Raw genomic sequence first — 25,796 nt, 5'->3', positions numbered from 1 at the left:
AAAAGATTTATCTAATGTTAGTGCTTTAGCTTTTTGCTTTCTCAAATTTCCAGATATCATAGAAATAAGGATTGACATATTGTTGTGCAGTTGTATGCCCCATCTTAGAAGGTACAATCAGGCGTACATGTGCATTATTACGCAAATAAGGTAAGGCAATCAACCATCCGGATGGAATTGCAGTTCCATAACCTTGATTAACCCATAATAAATCATATTCCAAACTACCGGATAAAACGATCCCATAAACAGTAGACGCGTTTTGTACATAACGGAATGTTAATGGAAACTTATAATAATCAGGAGCATCCATCCATTCTTCTAAAGGTACATTGAAGCAAGTAACCTCTCCTGTCATCATATCCTTTTCTACATAACGAGTACAAATGACATTATTATTAGCAAAAGTGTCTACCGCATTCTCAAATTCACTTTTATCTTCATCTTTCCCGCCACGATCTACGATCTGCATATATACGCCATTGGAAAAAGCAACATATTCGTCATATCCATCCCCAGCTTCTTTTGAAGCCGTAACAGTGTCTCGTTCGAACTCTTCCAGTGAAATGACACGAATATCATTATCTTTGATGAACTTATTCACCGCATTTTTCTCGTCTTCCAGCATTTCTGCATAAGTCTTCGAATTGTCGCATGCCTGGAACAGACTTCCGGCGGTTAACAAAGAGAGAAATAAAAATACAAGTTTCTTCATTATCTGTTATTTAGCTATATTCCGCACAAATGTATCTCAAAATCATTAAAAGTTGAAAGGGCGAAGTTGAAAGTTCGTATCTTTTAACCTTTCCATATTCACTTTTAACCTTCCATCTTTAGCTTTTCGCTGTTAGCAAAGGTTTATACTTCTCAAGCGCTTTCTCAAAGACCGCTTTTGCCTCTTCCATCGTTCCGAAAAACTCACCGCCCGAAGCGTTCAAATGTCCGCCACCGTTGAAAAATTCAGCGGCTAACTGATTACATGGAAAGATTCCTACCGAACGAAGGGAGATTTTAATCATCGGCTTCTCTGTATCTTCCCGCAAGAAGCAGGAGAAACAAACATTCTTGATGGAAAGGGGGATGTTTACGAAGCCTTCGCTATCACCTTTTATATAGTTAAACTTACTTTGCTCGGCTTTTGTCAATGTGATTAATGCCGAATTACAATCCGGATAAACAGTCATGTTCGACAATACATAGCCCATCAAACGCAAACGGCTCTCCGAATAGGTATTGTACACCTTACGGTAAATATCATCCTTATCGATTCCTTTGGAAAGCAGCTCGCTGATGATAAAATAAATTTCCCGGTTATTTGAATTATAAGTGAATCCTCCTGTATCTGTCATCATGCCTGTGTAGATACATTCTGCACCTTCCTTCGTGATATCACTGAAATATCCCATACGACAAATCAGCCGGAATATCAATTCGGAAGTAGAAGAAATCTTAGGATAGGACATTACAATCTTACAGAAATCTTCGGGATACAGGTGATGATCGATCATGATTTTACGCGCAGGAGATGCAGCCACAGCGTCTGCCATATCGTCAATACGCTTCAATGCATTGAAGTCGAGACAACAGATTACGTCAGCTTCGGCTATCAACTTATCGGCAAAATCTTTGTAACGGTCATACAAAAGAATATCCTTACTGCCCGGCATCCATCGCAGGAAATCGGGAAAGGCATTCGGCACAATTACGTTTACTGTTTTTTCCTGTGAATCCAGGAAATGATATAATCCCAATGATGAACCAATAGCGTCGCCGTCAGGAGAAACATGGGATACAATTACTATTTTGTCAGCTCGTTCAAACCATTTGGTAAAATGGTCTATTTTGGCTTGTTCAATTACTTTCGTCAACATACTCTTAAACTTTATCAAGGTGCAAATGTACGATAAATCTTTGTACTTAGAGCAAAAAGCGGACAGAACCTTCGTCGGACAAAGAGATAAATCGCAGACCGGATTTCTTGCATTCGCTTTCAAGTAGGTGTTTGCGGTATTCCGAGAGGGACGCGTCCAATATGACGTAAGAGAAAGAAAAGACCTGGGCGAGTTCTTCCAGATGACCGTCATATCCTTTGCATAAGTAAAGATACTGAATATATAACGGAGAAACGGTGGATTTGTTTCGCCAACGGTTATCGTTTATGACACATACACGACAACCATGATAGGATATAATCTGCTGTTGACGGTTAAGTTCAGCGTGCCGGCAATCAGCCGTTATTTCTTGGGGAGGAAGAAGGTGATGACGCTTCCAATAGTTAGCTGTCATGTGTTTCAGACGTTTTTCATTGGAGAGAGTATCCATATAGTTTATCCAGGATTGCCCGTCACTTTTTATGCAATGTACTGCCGGACAACCACGCACATTGTAAAAGACTAAACTCGTTTGAGGACAATCCAGCCAATACAGTGTTGCATGATAAGTCCCCATCAACAAGATAGAAAAAAGACAGATTTGCAGATTCCGGTATCGGCGATTCATGAAATAATAGGTTAGCAGAGCGATAACAATATAGATACCTAGCACTTCTGACTGATAAAGCCAAATTCCATCTATAGAAGCGCAAGGAAGCCGTTCTACCCATCGGACAAAGAAATTAAGTCCTTCCAACAGCTTCTTAACACCTCCGGCCACTCCTATCTGAAGCCAGGAGAAAGGAGTCAGAAGAAGCATTACGACAGCAGCATATAAGATAATCGTAATCAAAGGAATAACAACTAAATTCGTCAACAGAAAATGCACGGAAAATCGGGAGAAATAAAACAGAACAAGCGGAGCTGTTCCTATTTGTGCGGCAACAGATACACTCATCAGTCCCCAAACATGCTTTCCTATTCTACTTTTCACGGTAATCAAATGGTAGATCGGCTTTTGGATAAGCAAAATAGAAGCAACAGCAAGGAAAGAGAGCTGAAAACCAACATCGAACAGCCATGCAGGATTGCAGAATAACATCAACCACGCAGCTACTGCCAATGTATTTAAAGATAAAGGTTCACGACCAACCATATCCGCCATAGCTAAAATCGAAAACATACTGACCGAACGTACTACCGACGGAGAAAGCCCTGTAAAAAAAGCAAAGGTCCACAATAAGACAAGAAGAAAAACAGAACGCACACATCTACCTATATTTCCTCTTCGGGCAATAGGTTTCAGAATGAAAAAAAGCATTGTATATAAAAGTCCGATATGCAAACCGGATAAAGCAAGAATATGGCTTGCACCTGCTACCGAATAACTTTCACGAACCGAATCACTTAATTCTGTCTTATCTCCTATTGTTAGTGCTGAAAGTACTGCCAGTTCATCCCCGTTGAATCCCAGTTCCTGATAAAGTGAAACCACGTTTCTTCTACAAGAGCTGGCTACACTTTTGAGGTCAAAGTTATTCATTCCGTCGCATTTTATCCATTTCCCGGATGCAACATATCCTGTTCCGCTAATACCTTTCCGCATCAGGAAGCGGGCATAATCAAATTCATCAAAGTTTCGATTGTTAAGAGGAGGAGAAATGCGGGCAGAAATCAGCAGTTCATCTCCACTCTTCAAACGGGAGGCAGACGAATCTTGCTGTAGATAAAGAACCGCAGTATGTCCTATCGGATATATGCCCGCAGTATCACGACGTTCTTTTAATAATGCCTGACAGAGGTAAGTATGTTCTTTTGGTTGAGCTGCATCCGTTATCAAAACCCGGTACACAGTTTCTTCTTTCGGAAAAGAGCAGACAGCCTGTTGCAATTGTCCAGTCATCCCAAGCCATCCTCCCGTAAAACAAAGAGCGGAGATAGCTATCCCAAAACACCATCGCAGCGAATAGCGTTTCAGAAAATAAAGAGCAAAAGACAATACAGCAAAAAAGCCAAAGAAGAGAATACCACAAAGGGGATCCCATGAACGGTCAAAAAAATGATCTCCACAAAAAATGCCTGCTATCCAAGGGATAAGCAGGCGTATAAATGGATATCGATGGATATAAAAGGAATTCAATAGATTAGTTACAGTTCGTGCAACTGACGAATCATTTCTACCGGATCCTGTGCACCAAAGACAGCATTTCCAGCCACCAGCGCATCGGCTCCCGCCTCAACCAGACGGGCTCCTGTTTCCAGGTTCACGCCACCGTCTACTTCAATCAGGGCTTTCGAACCTGTCCGTTCAATCAGGGCACGCAGTTCACGAACTTTTTCTACCGAATGTTCGATAAACTTCTGCCCGCCAAATCCTGGATTCACGCTCATGATAAGCACCATATACACGTCCCGGATAATATCTTGCAGAAGAGCTACAGGAGTAGCAGGATTGATCGTTACAGCAGGCTGCATCCCGGCTTCTCTGATTTGTTGAATCACCCGATGCAGATGTGGACAAGCTTCATAATGCACATTCATCGTATGAGCACCCAATGCTTTTACTTCCGGAATGAATTTCTCCGGATTCACAATCATCAAATGCACATCCAACGGCTTCTTACTTAACTTCGCTACATATTTCAGTACCGGAAAGCCAAATGAAATATTCGGAACAAATACTCCGTCCATAATATCAATATGTACCCACTCCGCTTCACTGCGGTTTACCATTTCAATATCCTTTGCCAAATATCCAAAATCGGCAGAAAGAATAGAAGGAGCGATAATCGGTTTCATAATTCTTTTATTTTAGGTTCTAATTGTCTCGTGTTCGGGACGGTTTTTATTCTATCTTATTGTCAGATCACTCCATCTTACACCCATCTTCCAGGTGATAACCACGAAGCAACTCATCTGTTTTCAGTCGTTTTTTACCGGGTAATTGTAAAGAAAGAATAGATACAAATCCATCCGGTACAGCTACTTTCATAAATTTCTTGCCATCAGTTACGATTGTTCCGGCAGCCAATTGATGTGATTCATAAACTTTCTCACTTTCAAATATTTTCACGACCACACTTTCTGCTTTTTCGGAAGCAATCAGTTCACTCCAGGCAGCGGGGTAAGGTGATAGTCCACGGATAAAATCGTAGATCTTCTTCACCGGCTGGTTCCAGTCAATCCGGCAAGTTTCTTTAAATATCTTCGGAGCAGGACGGAGTTCACCGACAACTGCCATTTCTTCTTGAGGAATTGGTTTGACCGTTCCATTCAGTATAGCATCTACTGTTTCAAGAACCAGTTTTCCTCCCAACATCATCAAATTATCATGTACCACTTCTACATTATCCGTATCTGCAATAGGCACACGTACCTGTTGAATGACCTCTCCGGTATCTATCTCATGCTTCAAAAAGAAAGTCGTAATCCCGGTTTCCGTATCACCGTTGATAACCGCCCAGTTGATAGGAGCAGCTCCACGATATTGAGGAAGTAAAGAAGCATGAAGATTAAATGTACCCAGTCGCGGCATATTCCATACCACTTCCGGCAACATACGGAAAGCAACTACAATCTGCAAATCCGCTTTCCACTCACGCAACGCTTCCACAAAAGCTTCATCTTTCAACTTTTCCGGTTGAAGCAACGGTAAATTCTGTTCGAGCGCATATTGTTTGACAGGAGAATATTGAATCTTATGTCCGCGTCCGGCAGGTTTATCGGGCATTGTAATCACACCCACTACATTATAACCGCCTTCTACCAATTGGCGCAGGGCCTCTACCGCAAAATCGGGAGTTCCCATATATACTATTCTTAAATTTTCTTTCTTCATATTTTAAATCTGTTATCATTACTTAGGCACAGATTAGTCTTCTGAAAAATGTACCAGCACTTGCCGATACGAATTAAATATCTTTGATTTAGAGACAAATCCCTGATAGCGGCCTTCCTCATCTACAACCGGAAGATTCCAGGCTTTCGTATCGTCAAATGTTTGCATAACCTGCTCCATTCCATCCGTATCGAAGATTTTGGCAGGAGCAGATATCATCAATTTATTAACAGTGAAACGATGATAAAGTTCTTGCCGGAACATGATGTTGCGAATATCGTCGAGCAATACAATTCCCAACAATTCACCCGTTTTCTTATCTGTCACCGGAAAGACATTTCGATGGGAAGCTGCAATTGCTTTCACCAGTTCGCCCAAGTCCATTTCCGGGTGTACGACAACGAAATCTTTCTCCACCACGTTTTCCATTTTCATCAGCGTCAACACAGCTTTATCCTTGTGATGTGTCAGCAATTGTCCCTTCTTAGCCAAACGCATCGAATAGATACTATGAGGTTCGAAAGCAATAATTGTCAGATATGAACTTACAGATACAATCATCAACGGAAGAAATAAATCATATCCACCTGTCAGCTCGGCTATCAGGAACACCCCTGTCAATGGAGCATGCATGACACCACTCATTACTCCCGCCATTCCCATCAATGCGAAATTCTTCTCCGGCAAATAAGCGGAGAAAGCAAAGTCATTGCTAAAATGAGAGAAAACAAAACCGGCAATACATCCCAAATAAAGCGAAGGAGCAAAGATACCACCACAACCACCGCCACCGTTTGTTGCACTGGAAGCAAATACTTTCAACAAGATAATCAGCATCAGATAAACCAGCAACAAATTGCCATAGCCATAAAACATAGAGTTGTTCATGACCGTATCCCACTCTTCGGCAGACGTTCCATTCAACAAAAGATTAATCGTGTCATATCCTTCACCATAAAGAGGTGGGAAAAGGAAAATCAATACACTCAACATCACACCACCAAAAGCCAGTTTCTTGTAAGGGTTATTGAGTTTGCCAAATACACCTTCTACCGAATTCATGGCACGTGTGAAGTACAACGAAATCAGCCCACAAAAAATTCCCAGCAAGATAACGAAAGGAATACGCTCCAGTTCGAATGCCTGATCGAGGTGGAACTTAAACATAGCCTCCGTACCAGTGACTATGTACGAAACAGTTGCTGCTGTCACGGCAGAAATCAGCAGGGGAAGCAAAGAAGACATGGTTAAGTCAATCATCAGCACTTCCAAGGTAAATACCAGTCCCGCAATCGGAGCTTTAAAAATACCGGCAATGGCACCTGCCGCACCACAACCTACGAGCAGCATCAACGTGCGATGCTCCATCTTAAACACGCTCCCGAGATTGGAACCGATTGCCGAACCTGTCAGTACAATCGGCGCCTCTGCTCCGACCGATCCACCAAATCCGATGGTTATGGCACTGGCGATAGTAGACGACCAGATATTGTGTCGCTTGATACGTCCCTGCCTACGGGAGATGGCATATAGAATTTTGGTGACCCCATGACTGATATCATCCTTTACAATATTACGCACAAACCAACCTGCAAGGAAAATACCGACTACCGGATATACCAAATACAGGTAGTTAGCTTCTGTTGCATTGAAATTATTAGTCAGGAAATTCTGTATCTGATGGATAAAGAATTTCAATATTAACGCAGCAAACGCAGTGAAGATTCCGACCAGGAAACTTAATATCAGGATAAATTGCTTTTCCTTTATGTTCGCTTCCCGCCATTTGATACAACGCTGCAATAAACTAAGTTTTTCCCCTTTCATTTATTCGCGAATTATCTTTATCACTCCACCTTTTTCCAACTTAATAATACTTGAGGGTTTCGGCTTATTCATATCATCCTGACGAAAGCCAACGATATAATCTACCGCCGATTTGATTTCATCACTAATTTCACTAAAATTAGCAGCACCCGACTGCCCGCTGACATTAGCCGAAGTAGAAACAATTGCTTTACGGAACTGCTGACAGAGTCTTCTGGAAAAATCTTCATTCGTCACACGAATCCCGACACTGCCATCTTCGGCCAGCAGATTAGGTGCTAAATTTCGTGCTCCGGAATAAATAATCGTCAACGGCTTGTCGGCAACTTCAATCAAATCCCATGCTACATCAGGTACATCCTGTACATAAAAATCCACTTTAACCGGAGAGTCCACCAACACCAACATAGCTTTGCTATCAGCACGTTTCTTAATCTCATACACCCGGCGTACAGCCTCCTCATTAGTCGCGTCACAGCCTATACCCCATACGGTATCAGTGGGATAAAGGATCACTCCTCCTTCATTCATCACCTGACAGGCTTTTTTAATATCTTCTATCATTTCTTGATTAATTTCCGTTAAGAACAAGACGCAAAAATAACACATTTATTCCATTTAGTGAAATCTATCCTGACGTTTTTAAATCACCCTTTAAAATCAACTATTGGCAGACAACAATTTAACTATTACATTATTACAAGCGTGTTTCCCTAACAGAACAAACATCCCAAAACTTCGTTTTAAACGATTATTAACGAAAATCTTCCTTATCTCCGAAAGCAGAATCATTAGAAATCTCTATCTTTGCCTCAATTTCAAGCAAGAAAGCAAAAGTGCCATTTTTGTGTCGAATTTAAAACGTTTAAGAGAAAACAATGGAAGAAATCGTATTTCATCACACATTACCTATCCAATTGCGATTCAATGATGTAGACAAATTTGGTCACGTCAACAACACAGTTTACTTCTCCTTTTACGACTTAGGAAAGACTGAATACTTCGCTTCAGTATGCCCCGGAGTAGATTGGGAAAAGATCGGGATTGTCGTTGTCCACATCGAAGCGGATTTCGTCAAACAGATATTCGCATCCGATCATATCGCCGTACAGACTGCTGTTTCTAAGATAGGCACCAAAAGCTTTCACCTGATCCAGCGGGTTATCGACACAGAAACGAATGAAGTAAAATGTATCTGCAAGTCTGTTATGGTTACTTTCGATCTTGAAAGACATGAATCCATGCCACTGACAGAAGAATGGATAGAGGCGATCTGCAAATATGAAGAACGGGACTTGCAAAAAGCATAGATAGTTTTTTTTTGAAAAAGCCCCCTCACGAATGAGAAACAAAACAAGCAAAACCAATTCTCCGGAAAAAGTTTTATTCTGATTCATGTCCGCTATATAACAGAAATTGCCTATTTTTGTACCTTAATTAATAAGGCATAAAATATCTAGTACAGAAAATGATAGCTGACAAAAGTATAAATTTAGATACCCTTTATAATAAAAGTTCATCTTTTATCTTTCACGCTTTTCACAGTCTCATAAACTGTAGAATAACAGATGTTTGCTGTGATTTCACAACCCCATTTTTAAACTCCTCACATCCTTCACACTGTTCACACTTTTAAGAAAAGAAGCTCTAGTTCAAACAAAAACTCAGGTGTTTTCTTATGTGGAAGAACGTAAGAAGAATATGACCGGATACCGGATTGAAACAGCCGACATCGTATCAGTCGACTAAAGTCGGCTATATAGCCGACTCCAGTTGACTAAGCAGCCGACTTCAGTCAGCTAAGTGGCCGACTCCAGTTGTCGATTAATAAATCAACGTCAAAATCGCCATATAGAGCCGACATTATGTAGTATCCAGCCATATATTTATGTTCAGTATTGGCTTAGTTCATTTTCATACGGGATTCCTCTAACTCAAATACTGACTCACATTCTTGATTGATAAACCTCTCCCTATTTGATAAGGAATAATTTCCGCAAAACATTAGCCATATCCGTATTGTCTCTCCTGCCCGAATAAAGAACAGCCTGCTTGCCTATCGCATACAATGGCACGGGTGCTCCCGTATGCGTTTTAGTTGTCCATCCCAATGACGCCTTCTTATCCAACAAGGCAATAGCAGCCACCGCTAAAGGTTCATCTTTCGCGTAAAGGCTGACCACATCTTTCGACTTCTTCTTCAAGAAAGACTCTTCGTAGCAAACCAATAATTCAAGTTCTTCACGCGGAGTAATCTTAATTTGTTCCCAAAAGCCCAGGTTCTTTTTCAGAAACGCTTTCATGTCTTCCCACGAAGGAATCATCTTTCCGCTTTTCATTTCACGCATAGCAGCAGTCAAGGCTTCTTGTGAACACTTCTGATATTGAAGCAAGTCGATATTCAGGTTCATATCGGAGTTGCCCAGTCCAAGACCGCCCGTTTCGTGGTCGGCAGTCACTAATATCAATGTCTCGTTCGGATGCTTTTTGTAGAAATCATAAGCCAAGCGGATACATTGGTCGAAGTCAATGGTTTCTTTCACAACAGCGCCACCGTCGTGGGCATGGGCCGCCCAATCTATTTTTCCGCCTTCTACCATCATAAAGAAACCCTTCTTCGCGGTTTCCTGAAAATTAGCAAGGCAGGCTTTTGTCAAGTCAGGCAAACTCAAGTCTTTGGCGGAACGGTCCATCGCATATTTCAGGCTTTTGCTCACTGTATCGGTTGGGAAGAGGAGAATTTTATCCTTTGCAGCAGCACGGTTATAAGCGTCCATTCCACGAAACATCGTATAGCCTTTCTGATTGAACAGGTCATAAAGGCAAGGCGCCGAAAGGTTACGCTTGCTGCGAGGTTCGAGCAATCCCGCCCCACCGAAGAAATCGAAACCGGAATTGGCGGCATCCACTCCTATTTCGTAATACATAGAACGGTCGGGTTGTGAAGCATAAAATCCACCGGGGGTAGCGTGGTCGATAGAAGCAGAAGTGATTATTCCTATTTTATAACCTTTATCTTTCAGTTGGCGTGCCAGGGATTTTAACCCGTGATTCTTTTCCGCATCCATTCCGATTACATAGTTCGTCGTTTTTTCTCCGGTAGCCAAAGCGGTAGCTGCGGCGGATGAACACGTAATCAAGTGAGAAGCCGAGCGCGTGCATACTTGAGTCATCACAGGGAAAGTGGGGAATAACAGTGAACATTCGCCCGTATCTGTTCCTACTTTCTCCGCATAAATTTGGGTTGCTTCCACATGGTTGAATCCCATGCCGTCACCGATAAACAAGAAGATATATTTGGGGACTTGCGCTCCGTTTACAACGACACTGCACAATAATAATAGCCCCAACAGGGAGCATCTTAAAAGTTTCTTCATTTCATTTTCCATTTTATTCGCAACTTCAAGTCGTGCGATAGCTGATAAACAATAAGGTTATTCATAAACATAAATGATGTTGGGCACTCCGCGTTCTCCGGCATGGTCGAAACGTTTATTATCACAAGGATAATTGACGACACCATTCTCCGGTGCCCCCGACAGCCATAATGTTGTGGAACCGCCACCGTCCAGGTTCAACGCATCCTTACCGCCTAATATCCGAAGCAAGTGTGCCAGTTCGGGGATATTCACCCCTTCGGCACGCCCCGGAAAACGTCCGTTCACCGTGACAAGCAGTATTTTTCCATCCTTCGTCATGCAAACAGCACTACGGGGATGCTTATTCTGGACAAAGTCCTTTCCACACAAGCTCCAGTCGCATACCCGACCGTCTTTTAATAATAACGGTCCGGATGCCAATATTGTACCCACCTTTCGCTTATATTTTTTTTCTATCTGTCTGTTCCAGGGAATCAGCTTCATCTTTCCTTTCCGTTCGTAAACGGCTCCCGTGACACGTAGTTTAAACTCGTTTATCGTTGTCGTATCAATCACTTGCCTGTCTGTTTTCAGGAAACAGACAGAATTCCCATGCTTCATATCAAAATAAGAACCATTGATTGCCGCAAGCGCATGATGTTCGGAAGCTATCCGGCTTGTCTTTTTCATACCGTCCGATATGGCAATACCCGCTTTCATCCCTTTGCCGGGGTCAATCTCTATCAGGTTGATAACTTGGGGGCACTGATAAAGCTGAGGTATAGACGCACTCTTGTGGATAATTCCCTTTTGAGCATGTATTATCTCCCATTGTGCAGAAACGATTGCCAAAGAATCTGATGCGGTCTGCCCTTTCAATGTTCCGACGGAACAGAGAGCTAAGACAAGGATAACGAAGTATTTTCTCATTGTAAACAGACAGATAAATGTGTTAAGTTAATAAATTAATTAAGTTATCTTATTCAGTAAGACTATTCCCTTGCAATATCCACGCAGCTTTCCGGGTTGCATATTGCGACCATGCCTTGATATCCGCAGGTATCTGTCCACTCAACTGATTATCATTCACTCTGAATATACCACTCGAACCACTCTTCTCGATTACCGTTCCATATCCGTAAGGGATACTTCCACTGAATCCGTTGGTATAAATCATAAACTCTTTCAGGCTCTTCCAAGTGGTCGGTTTATTGTTTCCGTCTAACGGAATAACCGGAAGCGGCCCGCTCAAATTATTACAATATGCCTTTATTGTCACCATACCGGGGATATTTATCAACATATCCAGATTACCAGTAAACGTGTTGTTAAATCCGGCCGGAGTGGAAGTTGGATGATTTGAGATGTTAAAGCTAGTCAATAATTCACATTCTCCCAAAGATTCCGGCAAGTTTCCGCTTGCAGCAGATTCTATTATCCATAAAGTGGTCAATTGGGACAGTTGTCCTATTTCCTCGGGAATACCTGCTAACTTCTGATGTTTGAACTTTATGCTTCTCAGTTCCGACAAGTTGCATAAGGGGATAATATCTCCTTCGATATTATTCGGGGACTGAATATCAATCTCAACCACCCTCTTATTCTCAAACTTCAATCCGAACCAGTTTGTCGGGTTAGTTTCCAGTGGAGCGTCAAAGTTCCATTTCTTCGTCCAGTTATCTCCGTTCGCACTTTCGTAGAACATTCTCAGGTAATCGATGTCTCCCAAAGGTTTCTTATCCTGCGTTATTGTCAGTACGTCGGTAATCCCATTCGAACCTTTCAGGTACAATGAGGCGGTACGTCCCTCGTCTATATCCGTATAAGGGTCAATCGCCAATTTCAGTTCCGATTCATTGATGACGCCCGGAGTAATTGCCGCCCCGTCGGTAACGTGTATCCAGTCGCATCCTTCGGATAGTTCGTATGTGTAAGTAACCATTGTCGAAAAAGGTATCACCTCTTCCGCACTGCCTTCCGCACCTACTTTCACCGCACGTTTTTTTAAAGCGATGCCCACTCCTTCCTGTACCACTTTCAGCTTTGTTTCGGCACCTTCGATAATCCAGCCTGCAATTTCCGCTTCGCGGGGAGCTACATTCGCATTCTTGGATACCGATATTCTGAAACTTCCCGTACCCATCCCGTTCGATGAAAGCAAGTCAATCCAAGTGGCGGAAGTCTTCACACGCCAAGGCAGATTGGATTCGATATCCACCGTATATTCCTTTTCTTCCAACGGAAGATTCAGCGTTCCGTCCGCAAACTTCAAATCCGGTTCGGGCATTGTGCGTCCCGTATCATCCGTAAAGTCCTGACAGCTTGCCATACCCAGCAGCAAGGACAGACAACAGATGATTCCCCATAGACCTTGCCAGCAACTATACATTCTATTATTTCGTATCATAATGATTCAACTATTAAGATTCAAACTATTAATTATCGGTCACCACCAACAGTCCGTTGGCAACTGCTCTTTCGACACCGCCATTATCATAAGGCCAATTGCGGATAGCAAAACGGTTCTCTTCAAATCCCGCCTTCGAGCGGATAATGAACGTAGACGAACCACCGCCATCCAGATTGATAGCATCCTTCGCTCCCAACGCTTTCATGACAGCTCCCATTTCAGCATACCTCATGCCATTGGAGTACCAAAAGTTACGTCCGTCGGCAACCAAAATATAAACGACATTATTGTCCGTCACGCCGATAGCCGTCCGGGGTTCCAGTGCTGTCGATGTCTGAGGAAGCACATTCCCGTTCGTCATCAAACGCACGCGACCGCCCACCGCTTCCTGAATCTCATCCTTATAAGTATCATATTCGTCATACGAGCCAATCACCGCCTTCTTACCCTTCGTGACGGCAAAGAAAGTACATACATTATCGGTCATCGTATTCTTCAAGCATACCCCGTTCCGGTAGTAAATGCCTTGCGGTGTTCCGTCCGTAGCAAAGAAATCACCATTCACGGCAGCCAGAACACGGCTGCCCTGTTTGTCGTGTGCCAATGCCTGCAACGTCATTTGTTGTTTCGTCTTGAGCTTGCCTTCGTCTTTGGGAGACGAAGCCTTCATCGTCAGATGCGTGTCTTTCAAATCGACTTCCAGGACAAACATCTTTACCGCCATACCTGTGGCAGAAAGGATTTCCATCTCCAAAGCCTTTACACCCGGAGCCAACGTGTAAGTAGTGTCCGAGAAATATTGTCCGACGTATCCGTCACTTCCGACAATTATCTTCTGTCCCAACTCCGTTTTCGCGCCCTCGGTGGAATAGACGGTCAGGTCTTCATCATTATTGCATCCCGTCCATAGCAGACACCCTAAAAGAAGAAGAGCGGAATCATATATCAGTTTTTTCATCATTTTGTCTCTTTAATAAGTATAAATACAATCATTATCAATATCCGGGATTCGGCTCCAGGTTCGGATTCGAAATCATTTCCTTGCCCGGTATAGGCAATACCAACTGGTAATCTTTCAGTCCAAGCATTGTCTTTGCCTTATTCGTACGTATGAGGTCATAATATCTGAAACCTTCGGCGAGCAGTTCCTTCCGGCGTTCGTCCAGGATATATTCTATAAATTCGTCTTCATCCTTCGGATTTACGGCATCCAGCCCGCGTTCTTTCCGCAAGTCGTTCAGCCGTCCCAGACCTTTGGAGAGTCCTTGCGCTTCCGCACTTATCAGGTACATTTCAGCCAGACGGCTCATCACTACCGGGTCGGTACCGGTTTGTCCGCTCGGATATTTATTGATACAAGGTTCGGCACCTACATTGATAATGGAAACTTCTTTCCGTTTATCCTTGTCGTCATACATATTCATCACGTCGTTCGTGGGACGATACACATAGCTGCCGTGATTGGGATGAGCATATGTATAGAATAAGGTGGAAATGGTGATATTCGATTCTTCCGCCAGACATTGGAAGGAAAAGATAACTTCCGTGTTGGTCTTTCCACGGAATATCTTGTCGAAGCTATCCAGTTTGTATTTTCCATCCTTTATCAGACCTTCCGCCAGTGCAGCCGCTTCCGTCTTTTTGCCACGTTCGAGCATCACACGGGCTTTCAGTGCAAGGGCGGCATCGCGGGATACATAGTAACAACTGGAAGAAGTCCCCAAGAAAGCAAGGGCTGTTTCGAGTTCTTCCTCAATAAATGCCCACACTGCTTCTTCCGAATCACGGAAAGGCTTGTCCATCGTATTCACTCTTTGGATAGGCACACCACCCCAGCGTGTCACCAGTGAATGATAGATATATGCCCTGAAATAATGCGCTTCTCCGATAATCAGATTCCGCAGGTCGGATTCGGGAAGGTCTTCTACAATGGAGATAACATTATTTACTTGATATAAAGCATTGTAATAGCCGTTCCAACTGTTGGCTACGATCGAATTCAGTGAGGAAAGTACAGAGTTTATCAAGTCCCTTGCATTCCCTGTACTTTGAGTCAAGTCTCCGCCCAATATATCGAATGTAATATATGACTCACGCGCCGGAGAGTTCTGTACCTTATTGTACATTCCCATGCGTAAAGCCGATAAGTCTTTGGGCGTCACACTTCCCGGCGATACGGCGGAGTGGGATTCGATATCAAGCATGCCACTGCATGAAGCCAGCAACAGGCATCCCAGAAATATAGTAATAATCTTTTTCATCATTGTGAGCGTTTATGATTAGAAACTAAGGTTTATTCCGAAATTGACCGAACGGGAAGGCGGCACTCCATACAAATCGACGCCAAAGTACTGCGGGTCCATGTTCTTACTCACTTCAGGGTCCCAGCCGGAGTATTTGGAGAACAGCAACAGGTTGTCCCCTTGCACATAGAGACGCAGACCTTTCAAACAAATCTTTTGTAACATTACTTGCGGGAATGTATAACTGAATGTAAGAGAACGCAAGCGAATGAAAGAGCCGTCTTCAAGGAAACGGGTGGAGTTCTTGCTGTTATGCCCACACAGCGTATTGACCGCACGCGGATATTTATCAGAACTTCCCGGAGCCGTCCAACGATTCTTGGCGACATCTTCCGTAATGGCCATGCGGTATCCGGGACGGGTAGCGGTCACCGCCCATTCGGCATACACATCATTTCCGTACATATACGTAAAGAACACATCCAGTTGGAAACCTTTGTATTTGAAAGTATTGTTCCATCCACCGAAGAAATCGGGATTGGAAGAACCGGTCAGTACACGGTCGTTATCATTGATAATGCCATTATTATCCGCGTCATGATATTTCACGTCACCGGCACGTACACCCAGGTCGTACAATGGTTGCGGCACTTCACCGTCATATTGGTAGAGCCCGTCCATCTGGAACAGGTAGAAAGCTCCCAGTTCCTCACCTACTTTCAAGGCGCGGTTAGAACCTATCGGAAGCAAGTCGTCTCCCAGCAGTTTAGTCAATTTGTTTTTGTTGTGGGAGATGTTGAAAGAGGAAGTCCAGTTGACTTTCCCTATATTCAAATGGCCGTTGATGGAGAATTCCACACCGTAGTTCCGCATGGAACCGATGTTGCTGGTGATACTGGTGAAACCACTTGTTCCATGCAAGGGCATTGAATAAAGCAGGTTGTTCGTATTCTTCAGATAAATATCGGCTATCATATTCAGTTTGCCGTTCCAAAAGCCCAGGTCGAAGCCGAAGTCATACTGGTCGGCAGTTTCCCATGTCAGTTTGTTGTTTCCCATGCTGGTGACAGCCATACCGCTATTATTGCCGTAGTTAATGCCGCCGGACATTAACGGTTGCCAGGCATAATTGCCGATTCCATCCTGATTTCCGGTCTTACCATAACTCAGGCGGAACTTCAAGTCTGTCTGAGGGAATTTCCAGAAAGATTCTTTCGAAACATTCCAACCTAAAGAGACAGAGGGGAAATATCCGTAGCGGTCGGAAGGGGCAAAACGGGATGAACCGTCCGAACGCATAGTCACATTCAGAATGTAACGGTCTAAATAAGACAGGTTGATACGTCCGAAGTAGGACTCCATGGCAAACTCGGAGATGCCGCCCGAAGCATTATAAATTTCGGAAGCCGTGCCGACCGTATCGAATACCGGAGACGGAAAACCGCGTCCGTCGATAGAAGATGTACGGGTGGACATCTTCTGGAAAGAATGTCCTAGCATCAAACCCGCTTCAAAATCACCGAACTTATCATTATAGTTGAATACATTCTCTATCAATAAGTTCTTCACCAGGCGGTTGTACTCCACAATACGTCCGCCGCCTGCTCCATAAGGATGATTCTCATTGTAGTACACATAGTCATACGTATATCCGATGTCGGTGCTGACAGAGTTTTTCAGACTGAACTTCTTGTATTTTAAGTCTGCATTGAACGTTCCTAAATAACGGTAGGTATCAATATAGGATACTTCTTCATTCAGAATCTGAAGTGGATTATGACGTGCCAACTCGTCGGTTCCACCTAAATAATAGTCACCGTTCGGTTTGTACGGACGGTCGAAAGGACGTTGTTCAACGGCACGGGCTACGATGGTAGAACCGATATTGGCTCCCGGAACACGGTTGTTTTTCAGATAATTACCGCTGACATTGGCGCCGACTTCCAACCAGGAAGTCATTTCGTGGCTAATCTTGGCTTTCAGATTGATTTTGGTTATGTCATTGGTCTTGATTATACCTTCCTGATAATTGTAGTTGGCTCCCACATAGAATTTTGTTTTCTTGCTTCCGCCGGAGAAGGAGAGGTCTACATTGTAAGAATGTCCCACTTGAGTAATCAAATCCAGCCAATCCGTATCGGGTAATCCCTGGAATGGGTTGGAGATAGGCACTACATACCCTGCAGAACCTACGGTATAGCCATTCTGACGGTTATAACGTTCGACTCCGTCGTTATAAGTTTCCACATACAAGTCAGAATCCGCATATTTAATGCGTCCTTTATTGGCGAATTTGGAGATTCCCGTACTGACATTCAAACGAATATCCGAACGGCCTTCCTTACCGGATTTGGTTGTAATCACCACCACGCCATTCGTTGCCCGCGAACCGTAGATAGCTGCCGAAGCGGCATCTTTCAATACTTCAATAGATTCGATGTCCGTCAGATTCAATACTGCCATCGAGCTCAAATCTTCCCCCATATTGAATAAGGAAGCGTTACTGTTAAGGATGGGAATTCCGTCCACCACGTACAGAGGTTCGTTACTGGCACTCAAAGAAGCCGCACCGCGGATACTCATTCGTTCGGAACTTCCCAAATTGCCGGAGCCGGTCGATACCGTAACACCCGCCACTCGTCCTTGTAGTAATTCGCTCGGAGTCAACACCGGACGCATATTCGATTCGCTGGGCTTAAAAGAACTGATTGCATTAGTCACCAACGCCTTACGTTGTGTGCCGTATCCTACAACCACCACTTCATTAAGTGCTTTTGAATCTTCGCCCAAGGTCACATTGATAGTCTGCTGTGCTTTCACCGGATATTCCATACTCTTATATCCGAGGAATGAAAAGACCAAGGTTGCATTATCGGGAACTTCAAGGCTATACTTGCCATTTATATCAGTGATTGTACCGATGGTAGTGCCCTTAACCGACACATTGCATCCTACGATGGCTTCGCCCGAATATTCCTTCACCAGACCGGTTATTCTTTTCTTGTGTTGCACAGGACTTAGCGCTTCAGCTTGTTTTTTCGTAAGGATGATGTGTTTCCCTTCCATTGTATAGGAGAACTCCGTACCCTTCAGTGCATCCAGCAGCAGACTTGCCACTGTCCCATTCTGAGTGAAAATAGATACTTTCCGTTTCAGACTAACCTCACGTTCATTGTAAATAAACAAATAGTCTGTTTGCTTTTCAATCTGCCTGATGATTTCAGCCAATGTTGCGGTTCCTTTATTCATCGAAACTTTCTGATTTTGCGAATAGCCGTTCAGGGCATATGTCTCAAGAATAATGAATAACAGGAAAAAGACAGTTAACCTCATAATTCTTAAAATTTGAGTACAGTGTGTTTTTCTATGGACAATACGCCCACACCAAAGATTATTTTTCATATCTTTGCCTAGAGTTATTAAGTTAATACATAAAGATTTGTAACAGATGTCGAGTCTTTTTTATTGACTTCTCACATATCGGTAAGTGTTGCAGCATTTACCGATATTTCTGTTTTGAAAGGGCTGGTTCTCTTGCTCTCATTCCGGGTGTTTCTTTTTTAGATTAAATACTAGGGTTGATTTAATAGATAATTATCTGATTTTTCTCATCGTCCTGTATATAGTTGAATTTGACGTACTTCTGCAATACCTTCATCACGTGCTCGATTCCTTCTTTCTGACGGAACTTACCGGTACACGGGCGGGAAGCGATTTCCTCGTTCTTATTAATAATCTTCACTTCATAATATTGCTCCAATTTCCTGAAGACAGTTTCCAGCGGTTCATCCTTGAAAGAATAGATACCCATTCTCCACAAGAAATCATTGTCCGATGAGAAAGTCTCCTTATAGAGTTTGCCATCTTTAACTTCTACCTTTTCATGAGGTTTCAAGGTCATTTCATGTTGTGTATCGGGCTGATACACGGTAACTTTACCTTCAATCAAAGATGTCTCGAATAAACCGGAGTTTGGGTAGGCAGAGACATTGAAGGTGGTTCCCAATACTCTGATATCGTATTTCTCCGTTTCTACAATGAAAGGATGCTTCTCGTTATGTGCCACTTCGAAATATCCCTCTCCTTCCAGAATCACTTTCCTCTCTTTGGAATGAAATCCGGTTGCCGGATATTTCAAGGTAGAGTTGGAGTTCAGCCAAACAATTGTTCCGTCAGCCAAGACCAGACTAGCCCTTTGTCCTGCCGGGACGGTCATAATTTGCATTTCGGCAGAATGTTCTATCCGGTATTCCTGATATTCCTTATGGATAATAAAAGCAACCATGGCAACGACCGCCGCTATCTTTATAGACGCCCAAAGGTAACGCATCACAGGTTTCTTGTTCTCTGTTTTTTCTGCCTGTAAGTTTCCATTCCATATAGTGGCATTGTAAACACGGTGCAACTGCATCAACTGTTCCCGATTTTCTTCGCTCTCCTTCATCCAGCGTATCACTTCCTTTTTTTCTTCGGGAAGTGCGTCACCTGCAATATATTTATTCAATAGTTTCGCGTCCATACCTTTTCTTAGGTTTATATATAAACTCTTTGTGGGCTTACATATATAAGACACGCCACTTGCAAAGTTCACTAGTGGAAAAAATAAAAAAAGTGCGTTATTAACCGTTTATTTGTTCCCCGGTACCGGAAGGTGTGTTCCTCGGTGCCGAAGGAGTGCTTCACCGGTGGATAACTTTATTAGAAAAATAATAAGGTATAAAGATAATCTTTCAGGTTCTTTCTCAATTGTTGCAGCGCTTTACTGATATGATAATCGGCTCCTTTCACTGTGACATTCAGCGCTTCGGCAATCTCCTTCACCGATTTGTTCTCATACCGGCTCATCATAAATGCTTTTCTTGTCTTTTCCGGTAATCCGTTCAAAGTACGGTTCACAATATCGGTTATTTCTTCAGAGAAAAGTCGGTTCGGGTCGGAAGAGTCCAAAGAAGCGATGCGGAAATCAAGTTCGTAGAGTTCATCAGCCAATATACTTTCACGGGCTTCCATTCGCAGATGTTCATTTCGCATATGATTCAATGCCTGGTTCTTTACTACGGTCATCAGGAAAGCATGGATATTTTTCACATCTTCGGTTTTCATCGTAGTCCATAAAGTTATCATGGCTTCGGAAGCTATATCTTTGGATAACATTTCGTCATGAAGATAAGACTTAGCAAATAAGAAGCAGCGTTGATAATACTCCATATAGATATTATCAAATGTCATTCCAGTGTTTATAGTATCATCCAGTCTTCCCATTTTTGTGGATTTCTCTTCTAGTTTTTATATTGGTTGGTGAAGCAAAGATAACCAAAAGAAGTTAGCTGCCAAAAAGCAGTATAGAAAAGTAAAACCATAAAGAAAAAAAAGTCCGGATGCCACTACATTTCTATTGCAAAAAAGTCCTCATCCATACTTCACTGAAATATTTTCGTAATATCTGCCTTTCACTTCCGCTTTTTTTCGTACTTTTACCCCTTGTTGGGAAGAAGTTCCTTTCCAACCCTTGAGAACAGAAAAAGAAAAAACAATATATAAAATGAATCACAAATGGAATTATCGACCCATTACACCCGAACAGGCAGAGACAAGCCAGACATTGGCCCAGGAATTAGGGATTAGCCCGATTCTTGGACAACTTTTGGTACAGCGGGGAATTACGAAGGCAGCAGATGCCAAGAAGTTTTTCCGCCCGCAGTTGCCCGACCTGCACGATCCGTTCCTGATGAAGGATATGGATATTGCAGTAGAACGTCTGAACAGGGCGATGGGAAAGAAAGAACGTATTCTAATTTATGGAGATTATGACGTAGACGGTACTACTGCCGTGGCATTGGTCTACAAGTTTATTCAACAGTTCTATTCGAACCTTGATTATTACATACCCGACCGCTACAACGAAGGGTATGGCATTTCTAAAAAAGGAGTGGACTACGCCGCTGAAACCGGTGTGGGACTGATTATTGTACTCGATTGCGGAATAAAAGCAGTAGAGGAAATCACGTATGCCAAAGAAAAAGGGATTGACTTTATCATCTGCGACCATCACGTACCGGATGATATTCTCCCGCCTGCCGTAGCTATATTGAACGCCAAACGCTTGGACAACACGTACCCGTACACCCACCTTTCCGGTTGTGGAGTCGGTTTCAAGTTTATGCAGGCGTTCGCCATTAGTAACGGTATCGAATTCCATCATCTGATTCCGTTGCTCGACATCGTAGCCGTGAGTATCGCATCGGACATCGTTCCGATTATGGGTGAAAACCGTATTCTCGCCTACCACGGTCTGAAACAACTGAACAGTAACCCGAGTATCGGTATGAAGGCCATTATCGATGTATGCGGACTTTCTGAAAAAGAAATCACTGTCAGCGATATTGTGTTTAAAATCGGACCGCGCATCAATGCGTCGGGACGTATCCAGAACGGAAAAGAAGCAGTAGACCTGCTGACGGAAAAAGACTTCTCGGTGGCACTTGAGAAAGCCGGACAAATCAACCAGTACAACGAAACCCGGAAAGACCTCGACAAGAGTATGACGGAGGAAGCAAACAACATCGTTGCCAATCTGGAAGGATTAGCCGACCGCCGCTCTATTGTGCTCTACAACGAAGAATGGCACAAAGGAGTGATCGGCATCGTAGCTTCCCGTCTGACGGAAGTGTATTACCGCCCTGCCGTGGTATTGACACGAACGGATGACATGGCGACAGGTTCCGCACGTTCTGTTTCCGGCTTCGACGTATATAAAGCAATCGAGCATTGCCGCGACCTGTTGGAGAACTTCGGAGGACATACATACGCCGCCGGACTATCAATGAAAGTGGAGAATGTGGATGCTTTTACCAAACGGTTCGAAGACTACGTTTCACGGCATATCCTGCCGGAACAAACCAGTGCCGTCATCGAAATTGATGCTGAAATCGACTTCAGGGATATTTCGTCCAAGTTCTTCAACGACCTGAAGAAATTTAATCCTTTCGGCCCCGACAACACGAAACCCATTTTCTGCACTCATCACGTCTATGATTATGGAACGAGTAAAGTAGTGGGACGCGACCAGGAACATATCAAGCTCGAACTGGTTGATAATAAATCGAATAATGTAATGAACGGTATCGCGTTCGGACAGAGTTCGCACGTGCGCTATATCAAAACAAAACGTTCGTTCGACATCTGTTACACCATTGAAGAAAACACGCATAAGCGTGGCGAAGTTCAACTTCAAATCGAGGATATAAAGCCGATTGAATAAGTATCAGGAGATATTAAAACAATATTGGGGATATGAGTCCTTCCGCGACTTGCAGGAGGAGATCATCACCAGTATCGGCGAAGGCAAAGATACACTGGGGCTCATGCCTACCGGAGGCGGTAAGTCCATCACCTTTCAAGTGCCTGCTCTCGCCCAGGAAGGGATTTGCATTGTCATTACTCCGCTCATCGCCCTGATGAAGGACCAGGTGCAGAACCTCCGCAAACGCGGTATCAAAGCTCTTGCCGTATATTCCGGCATGACGCGGCAGGAAATTCTCACTGCACTTGAAAACTGCATCTTCGGTGATTACAAATTCCTTTATATTTCTCCGGAACGTCTGGACACGGAAATATTCCGCACCAAACTGCGGTCGATGAAAGTCTCTATGATTACGGTTGACGAAAGTCACTGTATCTCACAATGGGGATATGACTTCCGCCCCGCTTACCTGAAAATTGCCGAGATACGGGCGCTGTTACCGGGAATTCCGGTACTGGCACTTACCGCCACCGCTACTCCGGAAGTGGTGAAAGATATTCAAGCACGCTTGGATTTCCGTGAAGAGAATGTTTTCCGCATGAGTTTCGAGCGGAAAAACCTGGCGTATATGGTGCGGCAAACAGATAACAAGACTCAAGAACTGTTGCATATCTTACGAAAGGTACCGGGCAGCGCCATTATCTATGTCCGCAACAGACGACGGACCAAAGAAATCACCGAATTACTGGTAAATGAAGATATCACCGCCGACTTTTATCACGCCGGACTGGATAATGCCGTAAAGGACCTACGTCAAAAACGTTGGCAAAGCGGAGAAGTTCGTGTGATGGTAGCTACCAATGCCTTTGGAATGGGGATCGATAAGCCCGATGTGCGTATCGTATTGCATCTCGACCTCCCCGATTCTCCTGAAGCCTATTTTCAGGAAGCCGGACGTGCAGGAAGAGACGGTAAGAAAGCGTATGCCGTAATCTTATATACTAAAACGGACAGAACGACGTTACACAGGCGTGTAGTGGATACTTTTCCCGATAAAGAATATATCCTCAATGTGTACGAGCATCTGCAATATTACTATCAGATGGCAATGGGCGACGGTTTCCAATGTGTACGTGAATTTAACCTGGAAGAGTTTTGCCGGAAGTTCAAATACTTCCCGGTTCCGGTAGACAGTGCGCTGAAGATACTGACTCAAGCCGGTTATCTGGAATATACGGACGAACAGGACAACGCCTCACGCATCCTTTTTACGATTCGCCGGGACGAACTGTACAAACTGCGGGAAATGGGAACGGAAGCGGAAGCTCTGATACAGATGATTCTCCGTTCGTACACCGGAGTGTTCACCGATTATGCCTATATCAGCGAAGCCACCCTGTCCGTACGTACCGGACTGACCCGTGAACAGATTTATAACATATTGGTCACGCTTACCAAACGTCGCATCGTGGATTATATTCCGCACAAAAGGACTCCTTATATTATATATACGCGCGAACGGCAGGAACTTCGTTTTGTGCACATCCCCCCTGCTGTCTACGAAGAGCGTAAAGCTCGGTATGAAGCTCGCATCAAGGCGATGGAAAAATATGTCATTTCGGAGAATGTGTGCCGAAGCCGGATGCTGCTCCGCTACTTCGGAGAGAAAAACGAGCATAACTGCGGACAATGTGATGTTTGCCTTAGTCACCGTGCAACAGATACGCTGACCGGGAAGTCTCTTGAAGAGCTGAAAAAGAAAATAACAGAATTACTTGCCCAAAAACCGCATACGCCGGCAGAAATAGCCGAGAAAATAGAAGCGGAGAAAGAGAGAGTCAGTGAAGTCATCCAGTATTTATTGGAAGAAGGTGAGTGGAAGATGCAGGATGGAATGATACATATTTCAAAATAAGTTACTACCTTTGCAAGGTAACTCAAAAATAACACAGTCATGCCGAACTTTTTTAAATCTTTCTTCTCCGGAAAGTCGGAAACTCCGGAAAGTGAAAAACAGAAAAACGATCAGAAAAATTTCGAGATTTTTAAATACGACGGTTTACGTGCGCAACGCATGGGACGTCCGGATTATGCAGTAAAATGTTTTACAGAAGCTCTTGCCATCCAGGAAGAGTTTGAAACAATGGGCTATCTTAGCCAACTCTACATTCAAATGGGAGAAACGGCAAAAGCCCGCGAACTGTTGGAAAAAATGGCTGCCATGGAACCTCATCTCACGAGTACTTTCCTGACACTGGCAAATGTATGCTTTATCCAGGAAGATTATCAGGCCATGGAAGAGGCTGCCAATAAAGCAATTGCCATTGAGGAAGGAAATGCCGTAGCTCATTATCTGCTAGGAAAAGCCCGTAAGGGACAAAACGACGACCTAATGACCATTGCCCATCTCACCAAAGCGATCACTTTGAAAGACGATTTCATCGAAGCCCGCCTGCTACGTGCAGAAGCTTTGCTGAACCTGAAACAGTATAAAGAAATGATGGAGGATATAGACGCTGTACTTGCTCAAAATCCAGAGGAAGAAACTGCCATGCTCCTGCGTGGAAAAGTGAAAGAATCCAACGGTCAGGGCGAAGAAGCGGAAGAGGATTACAAACTGGTGACGGAAATAAACCCGTTCAACGAACAGGCTTACCTTTACTTAGGACAACTTTATATCAATCAGAAGAAGCTGACGGAAGCCATCGGACTGTTTGATGAAGCCATCGAACTGAATCCGAACTTTGCAGAGGCCTACAAAGAACGCGGACGTGCTAAATTGCTGAATGGTGATAAGGATGGTTCTGTAGAGGACATGAAGAAATCTTTGGAACTGAATCCGAAGGAGGAAGCTGGTCTGAATGGAGAATTCAAGAATCTAGGACCAAAGTCAGAAGCGCTACCGGGAATCTTTTAAAATAAGACCGAAAGCCTTCCATTATATAGCGTAGAAACTATCAAGACGGATTGATATCAGCTTGATAAGGCTGAAAGCCTTCCATTAT

General features: G+C 43.6%; 19 protein-coding genes. 4 read left to right on the top strand and 15 right to left on the bottom strand.

Translation table 11 applies throughout. The features are described from left to right. Nucleotides 1-25 precede the first annotated feature (25 nt). From HMPREF0106_RS20820 to HMPREF0106_RS20850, 7 genes are all read right to left on the bottom strand, one after another. Entirely contained in the window at nt 26-715 is a 690-nt protein-coding gene (locus HMPREF0106_RS20820; protein ID WP_009039003.1) for a DUF4827 domain-containing protein, read from the bottom strand. A gap of 118 nt (nt 716-833) precedes the next feature. Then, nucleotides 834-1,871 carry a DHH family phosphoesterase gene (locus tag HMPREF0106_RS20825; protein ID WP_009039002.1) on the bottom strand — a complete coding sequence of 346 codons (1,038 nt, stop codon included), beginning with the start codon at nt 1,869-1,871 and terminating at the stop codon, nt 834-836. 46 nt (nt 1,872-1,917) lie between these two features. Then, complete coding sequence (locus tag HMPREF0106_RS20830) at nt 1,918-4,011, bottom strand: ComEC/Rec2 family competence protein (RefSeq protein ID WP_004313066.1); 2,094 nt, start codon at nt 4,009-4,011, stop codon at nt 1,918-1,920. Between the two features lie 8 nt (nt 4,012-4,019). After that, complete coding sequence (gene rpe, locus HMPREF0106_RS20835; protein WP_004313068.1) at nt 4,020-4,670, bottom strand: ribulose-phosphate 3-epimerase; 651 nt, start codon at nt 4,668-4,670, stop codon at nt 4,020-4,022. 67 nt (nt 4,671-4,737) lie between these two features. After that, nucleotides 4,738-5,709, bottom strand: a complete 972-nt coding sequence (fmt, locus tag HMPREF0106_RS20840) for a methionyl-tRNA formyltransferase (protein WP_009039001.1) — start codon at nt 5,707-5,709, stop codon at nt 4,738-4,740. 33 nt (nt 5,710-5,742) lie between these two features. Then, entirely contained in the window at nt 5,743-7,536 is a 1,794-nt protein-coding gene (locus HMPREF0106_RS20845; protein WP_004313072.1) for a chloride channel protein, read from the bottom strand. Then, nucleotides 7,537-8,100: an L-threonylcarbamoyladenylate synthase gene (locus HMPREF0106_RS20850; protein ID WP_009039000.1), complete on the bottom strand. Its 564-nt coding sequence runs from the start codon at nt 8,098-8,100 to the stop codon at nt 7,537-7,539. Nucleotides 8,101-8,414: 314 nt separating this feature from the next. Between HMPREF0106_RS20850 and HMPREF0106_RS20855 the strand changes: the two genes are divergently transcribed. After that, the gene (locus tag HMPREF0106_RS20855; protein ID WP_004313074.1) at nt 8,415-8,846 is read left to right on the top strand and encodes an acyl-CoA thioesterase; all 432 of its coding nucleotides are present in this window, start codon (nt 8,415-8,417) and stop codon (nt 8,844-8,846) included. Nucleotides 8,847-9,509: 663 nt separating this feature from the next. Here the strand turns inward: HMPREF0106_RS20855 and HMPREF0106_RS20860 are convergent. The 8 genes from HMPREF0106_RS20860 to HMPREF0106_RS20895 all read right to left on the bottom strand — a co-directional run bounded on the left by HMPREF0106_RS20860 (nt 9,510) and on the right by HMPREF0106_RS20895 (nt 20,777). Beyond that, on the bottom strand, nt 9,510-10,913 hold the full coding sequence (locus HMPREF0106_RS20860; RefSeq protein WP_009038999.1) for an alkaline phosphatase: 1,404 nt from the start codon (nt 10,911-10,913) through the stop codon (nt 9,510-9,512). 57 nt (nt 10,914-10,970) lie between these two features. Beyond that, entirely contained in the window at nt 10,971-11,825 is an 855-nt protein-coding gene (locus HMPREF0106_RS20865; protein ID WP_004314609.1) for a phosphodiester glycosidase family protein, read from the bottom strand. Nucleotides 11,826-11,874: 49 nt separating this feature from the next. Then, nucleotides 11,875-13,302 (bottom strand): BACON domain-containing protein, encoded by a 1,428-nt coding sequence (locus HMPREF0106_RS20870; protein ID WP_004314610.1) that lies wholly within the window; start codon nt 13,300-13,302, stop codon nt 11,875-11,877. A gap of 28 nt (nt 13,303-13,330) precedes the next feature. After that, complete coding sequence (locus HMPREF0106_RS20875) at nt 13,331-14,263, bottom strand: phosphodiester glycosidase family protein (protein WP_229097046.1); 933 nt, start codon at nt 14,261-14,263, stop codon at nt 13,331-13,333. Nucleotides 14,264-14,300: 37 nt separating this feature from the next. After that, complete coding sequence (locus tag HMPREF0106_RS20880) at nt 14,301-15,569, bottom strand: RagB/SusD family nutrient uptake outer membrane protein (protein ID WP_004314613.1); 1,269 nt, start codon at nt 15,567-15,569, stop codon at nt 14,301-14,303. 15 nt (nt 15,570-15,584) lie between these two features. Continuing rightward, nucleotides 15,585-18,797 (bottom strand): TonB-dependent receptor, encoded by a 3,213-nt coding sequence (locus HMPREF0106_RS20885; protein ID WP_004314614.1) that lies wholly within the window; start codon nt 18,795-18,797, stop codon nt 15,585-15,587. Between the two features lie 334 nt (nt 18,798-19,131). Next, nucleotides 19,132-20,067: a FecR family protein gene (locus tag HMPREF0106_RS20890; protein ID WP_004314615.1), complete on the bottom strand. Its 936-nt coding sequence runs from the start codon at nt 20,065-20,067 to the stop codon at nt 19,132-19,134. A 179-nt stretch (nt 20,068-20,246) separates the two neighbouring features. Beyond that, entirely contained in the window at nt 20,247-20,777 is a 531-nt protein-coding gene (locus HMPREF0106_RS20895) for an RNA polymerase sigma-70 factor (protein WP_008016003.1), read from the bottom strand. Nucleotides 20,778-21,090: 313 nt separating this feature from the next. Between HMPREF0106_RS20895 and recJ the strand changes: the two genes are divergently transcribed. From recJ to HMPREF0106_RS20910, 3 genes are read left to right on the top strand one after another with little or no spacing between them, the layout of a single operon-like run. Further along, complete coding sequence (gene recJ / locus HMPREF0106_RS20900; protein WP_009038996.1) at nt 21,091-22,809, top strand: single-stranded-DNA-specific exonuclease RecJ; 1,719 nt, start codon at nt 21,091-21,093, stop codon at nt 22,807-22,809. Further along, complete coding sequence (locus HMPREF0106_RS20905) at nt 22,802-24,706, top strand: ATP-dependent DNA helicase RecQ (RefSeq protein WP_009038995.1); 1,905 nt, start codon at nt 22,802-22,804, stop codon at nt 24,704-24,706. Before recJ ends, HMPREF0106_RS20905 begins: the two co-directional genes overlap by 8 nt. A gap of 39 nt (nt 24,707-24,745) precedes the next feature. Next, complete coding sequence (locus HMPREF0106_RS20910; RefSeq protein ID WP_004311062.1) at nt 24,746-25,708, top strand: tetratricopeptide repeat protein; 963 nt, start codon at nt 24,746-24,748, stop codon at nt 25,706-25,708. Nucleotides 25,709-25,796: the final 88 nt, after the last annotated feature.

It is taken from the genome of Bacteroides sp. D22, from assembly GCF_000163675.1.
GTDB classification, from domain to species: domain Bacteria; phylum Bacteroidota; class Bacteroidia; order Bacteroidales; family Bacteroidaceae; genus Bacteroides; species Bacteroides xylanisolvens.
This window is presented reverse-complemented; position numbering and strand designations above follow the sequence as displayed.

What these genes read in the sequence shown, in the direction of transcription:
- HMPREF0106_RS20820 (WP_009039003.1), bottom strand. Translation starts at nt 715, where the DNA reads ATGAAGAAACTTGTATTTTTATTTCTCTCTTTGTTAACCGCCGGAAGT.
- HMPREF0106_RS20825 (WP_009039002.1), bottom strand. Translation starts at nt 1,871, where the DNA reads ATGTTGACGAAAGTAATTGAACAAGCCAAAATAGACCATTTTACCAAA.
- rpe (WP_004313068.1), bottom strand. Translation starts at nt 4,670, where the DNA reads ATGAAACCGATTATCGCTCCTTCTATTCTTTCTGCCGATTTTGGATAT.
- fmt (WP_009039001.1), bottom strand. Translation starts at nt 5,709, where the DNA reads ATGAAGAAAGAAAATTTAAGAATAGTATATATGGGAACTCCCGATTTT.
- HMPREF0106_RS20845 (WP_004313072.1), bottom strand. Translation starts at nt 7,536, where the DNA reads ATGAAAGGGGAAAAACTTAGTTTATTGCAGCGTTGTATCAAATGGCGG.
- HMPREF0106_RS20850 (WP_009039000.1), bottom strand. Translation starts at nt 8,100, where the DNA reads ATGATAGAAGATATTAAAAAAGCCTGTCAGGTGATGAATGAAGGAGGA.
- HMPREF0106_RS20855 (WP_004313074.1), top strand. Translation starts at nt 8,415, where the DNA reads ATGGAAGAAATCGTATTTCATCACACATTACCTATCCAATTGCGATTC.
- HMPREF0106_RS20860 (WP_009038999.1), bottom strand. Translation starts at nt 10,913, where the DNA reads ATGAAGAAACTTTTAAGATGCTCCCTGTTGGGGCTATTATTATTGTGC.
- HMPREF0106_RS20865 (WP_004314609.1), bottom strand. Translation starts at nt 11,825, where the DNA reads ATGAGAAAATACTTCGTTATCCTTGTCTTAGCTCTCTGTTCCGTCGGA.
- HMPREF0106_RS20870 (WP_004314610.1), bottom strand. Translation starts at nt 13,302, where the DNA reads ATGATACGAAATAATAGAATGTATAGTTGCTGGCAAGGTCTATGGGGA.
- HMPREF0106_RS20875 (WP_229097046.1), bottom strand. Translation starts at nt 14,263, where the DNA reads ATGAAAAAACTGATATATGATTCCGCTCTTCTTCTTTTAGGGTGTCTG.
- HMPREF0106_RS20880 (WP_004314613.1), bottom strand. Translation starts at nt 15,569, where the DNA reads ATGATGAAAAAGATTATTACTATATTTCTGGGATGCCTGTTGCTGGCT.
- HMPREF0106_RS20885 (WP_004314614.1), bottom strand. Translation starts at nt 18,797, where the DNA reads ATGAATAAAGGAACCGCAACATTGGCTGAAATCATCAGGCAGATTGAA.
- HMPREF0106_RS20890 (WP_004314615.1), bottom strand. Translation starts at nt 20,067, where the DNA reads ATGGACGCGAAACTATTGAATAAATATATTGCAGGTGACGCACTTCCC.
- HMPREF0106_RS20895 (WP_008016003.1), bottom strand. Translation starts at nt 20,777, where the DNA reads ATGACATTTGATAATATCTATATGGAGTATTATCAACGCTGCTTCTTA.
- recJ (WP_009038996.1), top strand. Translation starts at nt 21,091, where the DNA reads ATGAATCACAAATGGAATTATCGACCCATTACACCCGAACAGGCAGAG.
- HMPREF0106_RS20910 (WP_004311062.1), top strand. Translation starts at nt 24,746, where the DNA reads ATGCCGAACTTTTTTAAATCTTTCTTCTCCGGAAAGTCGGAAACTCCG.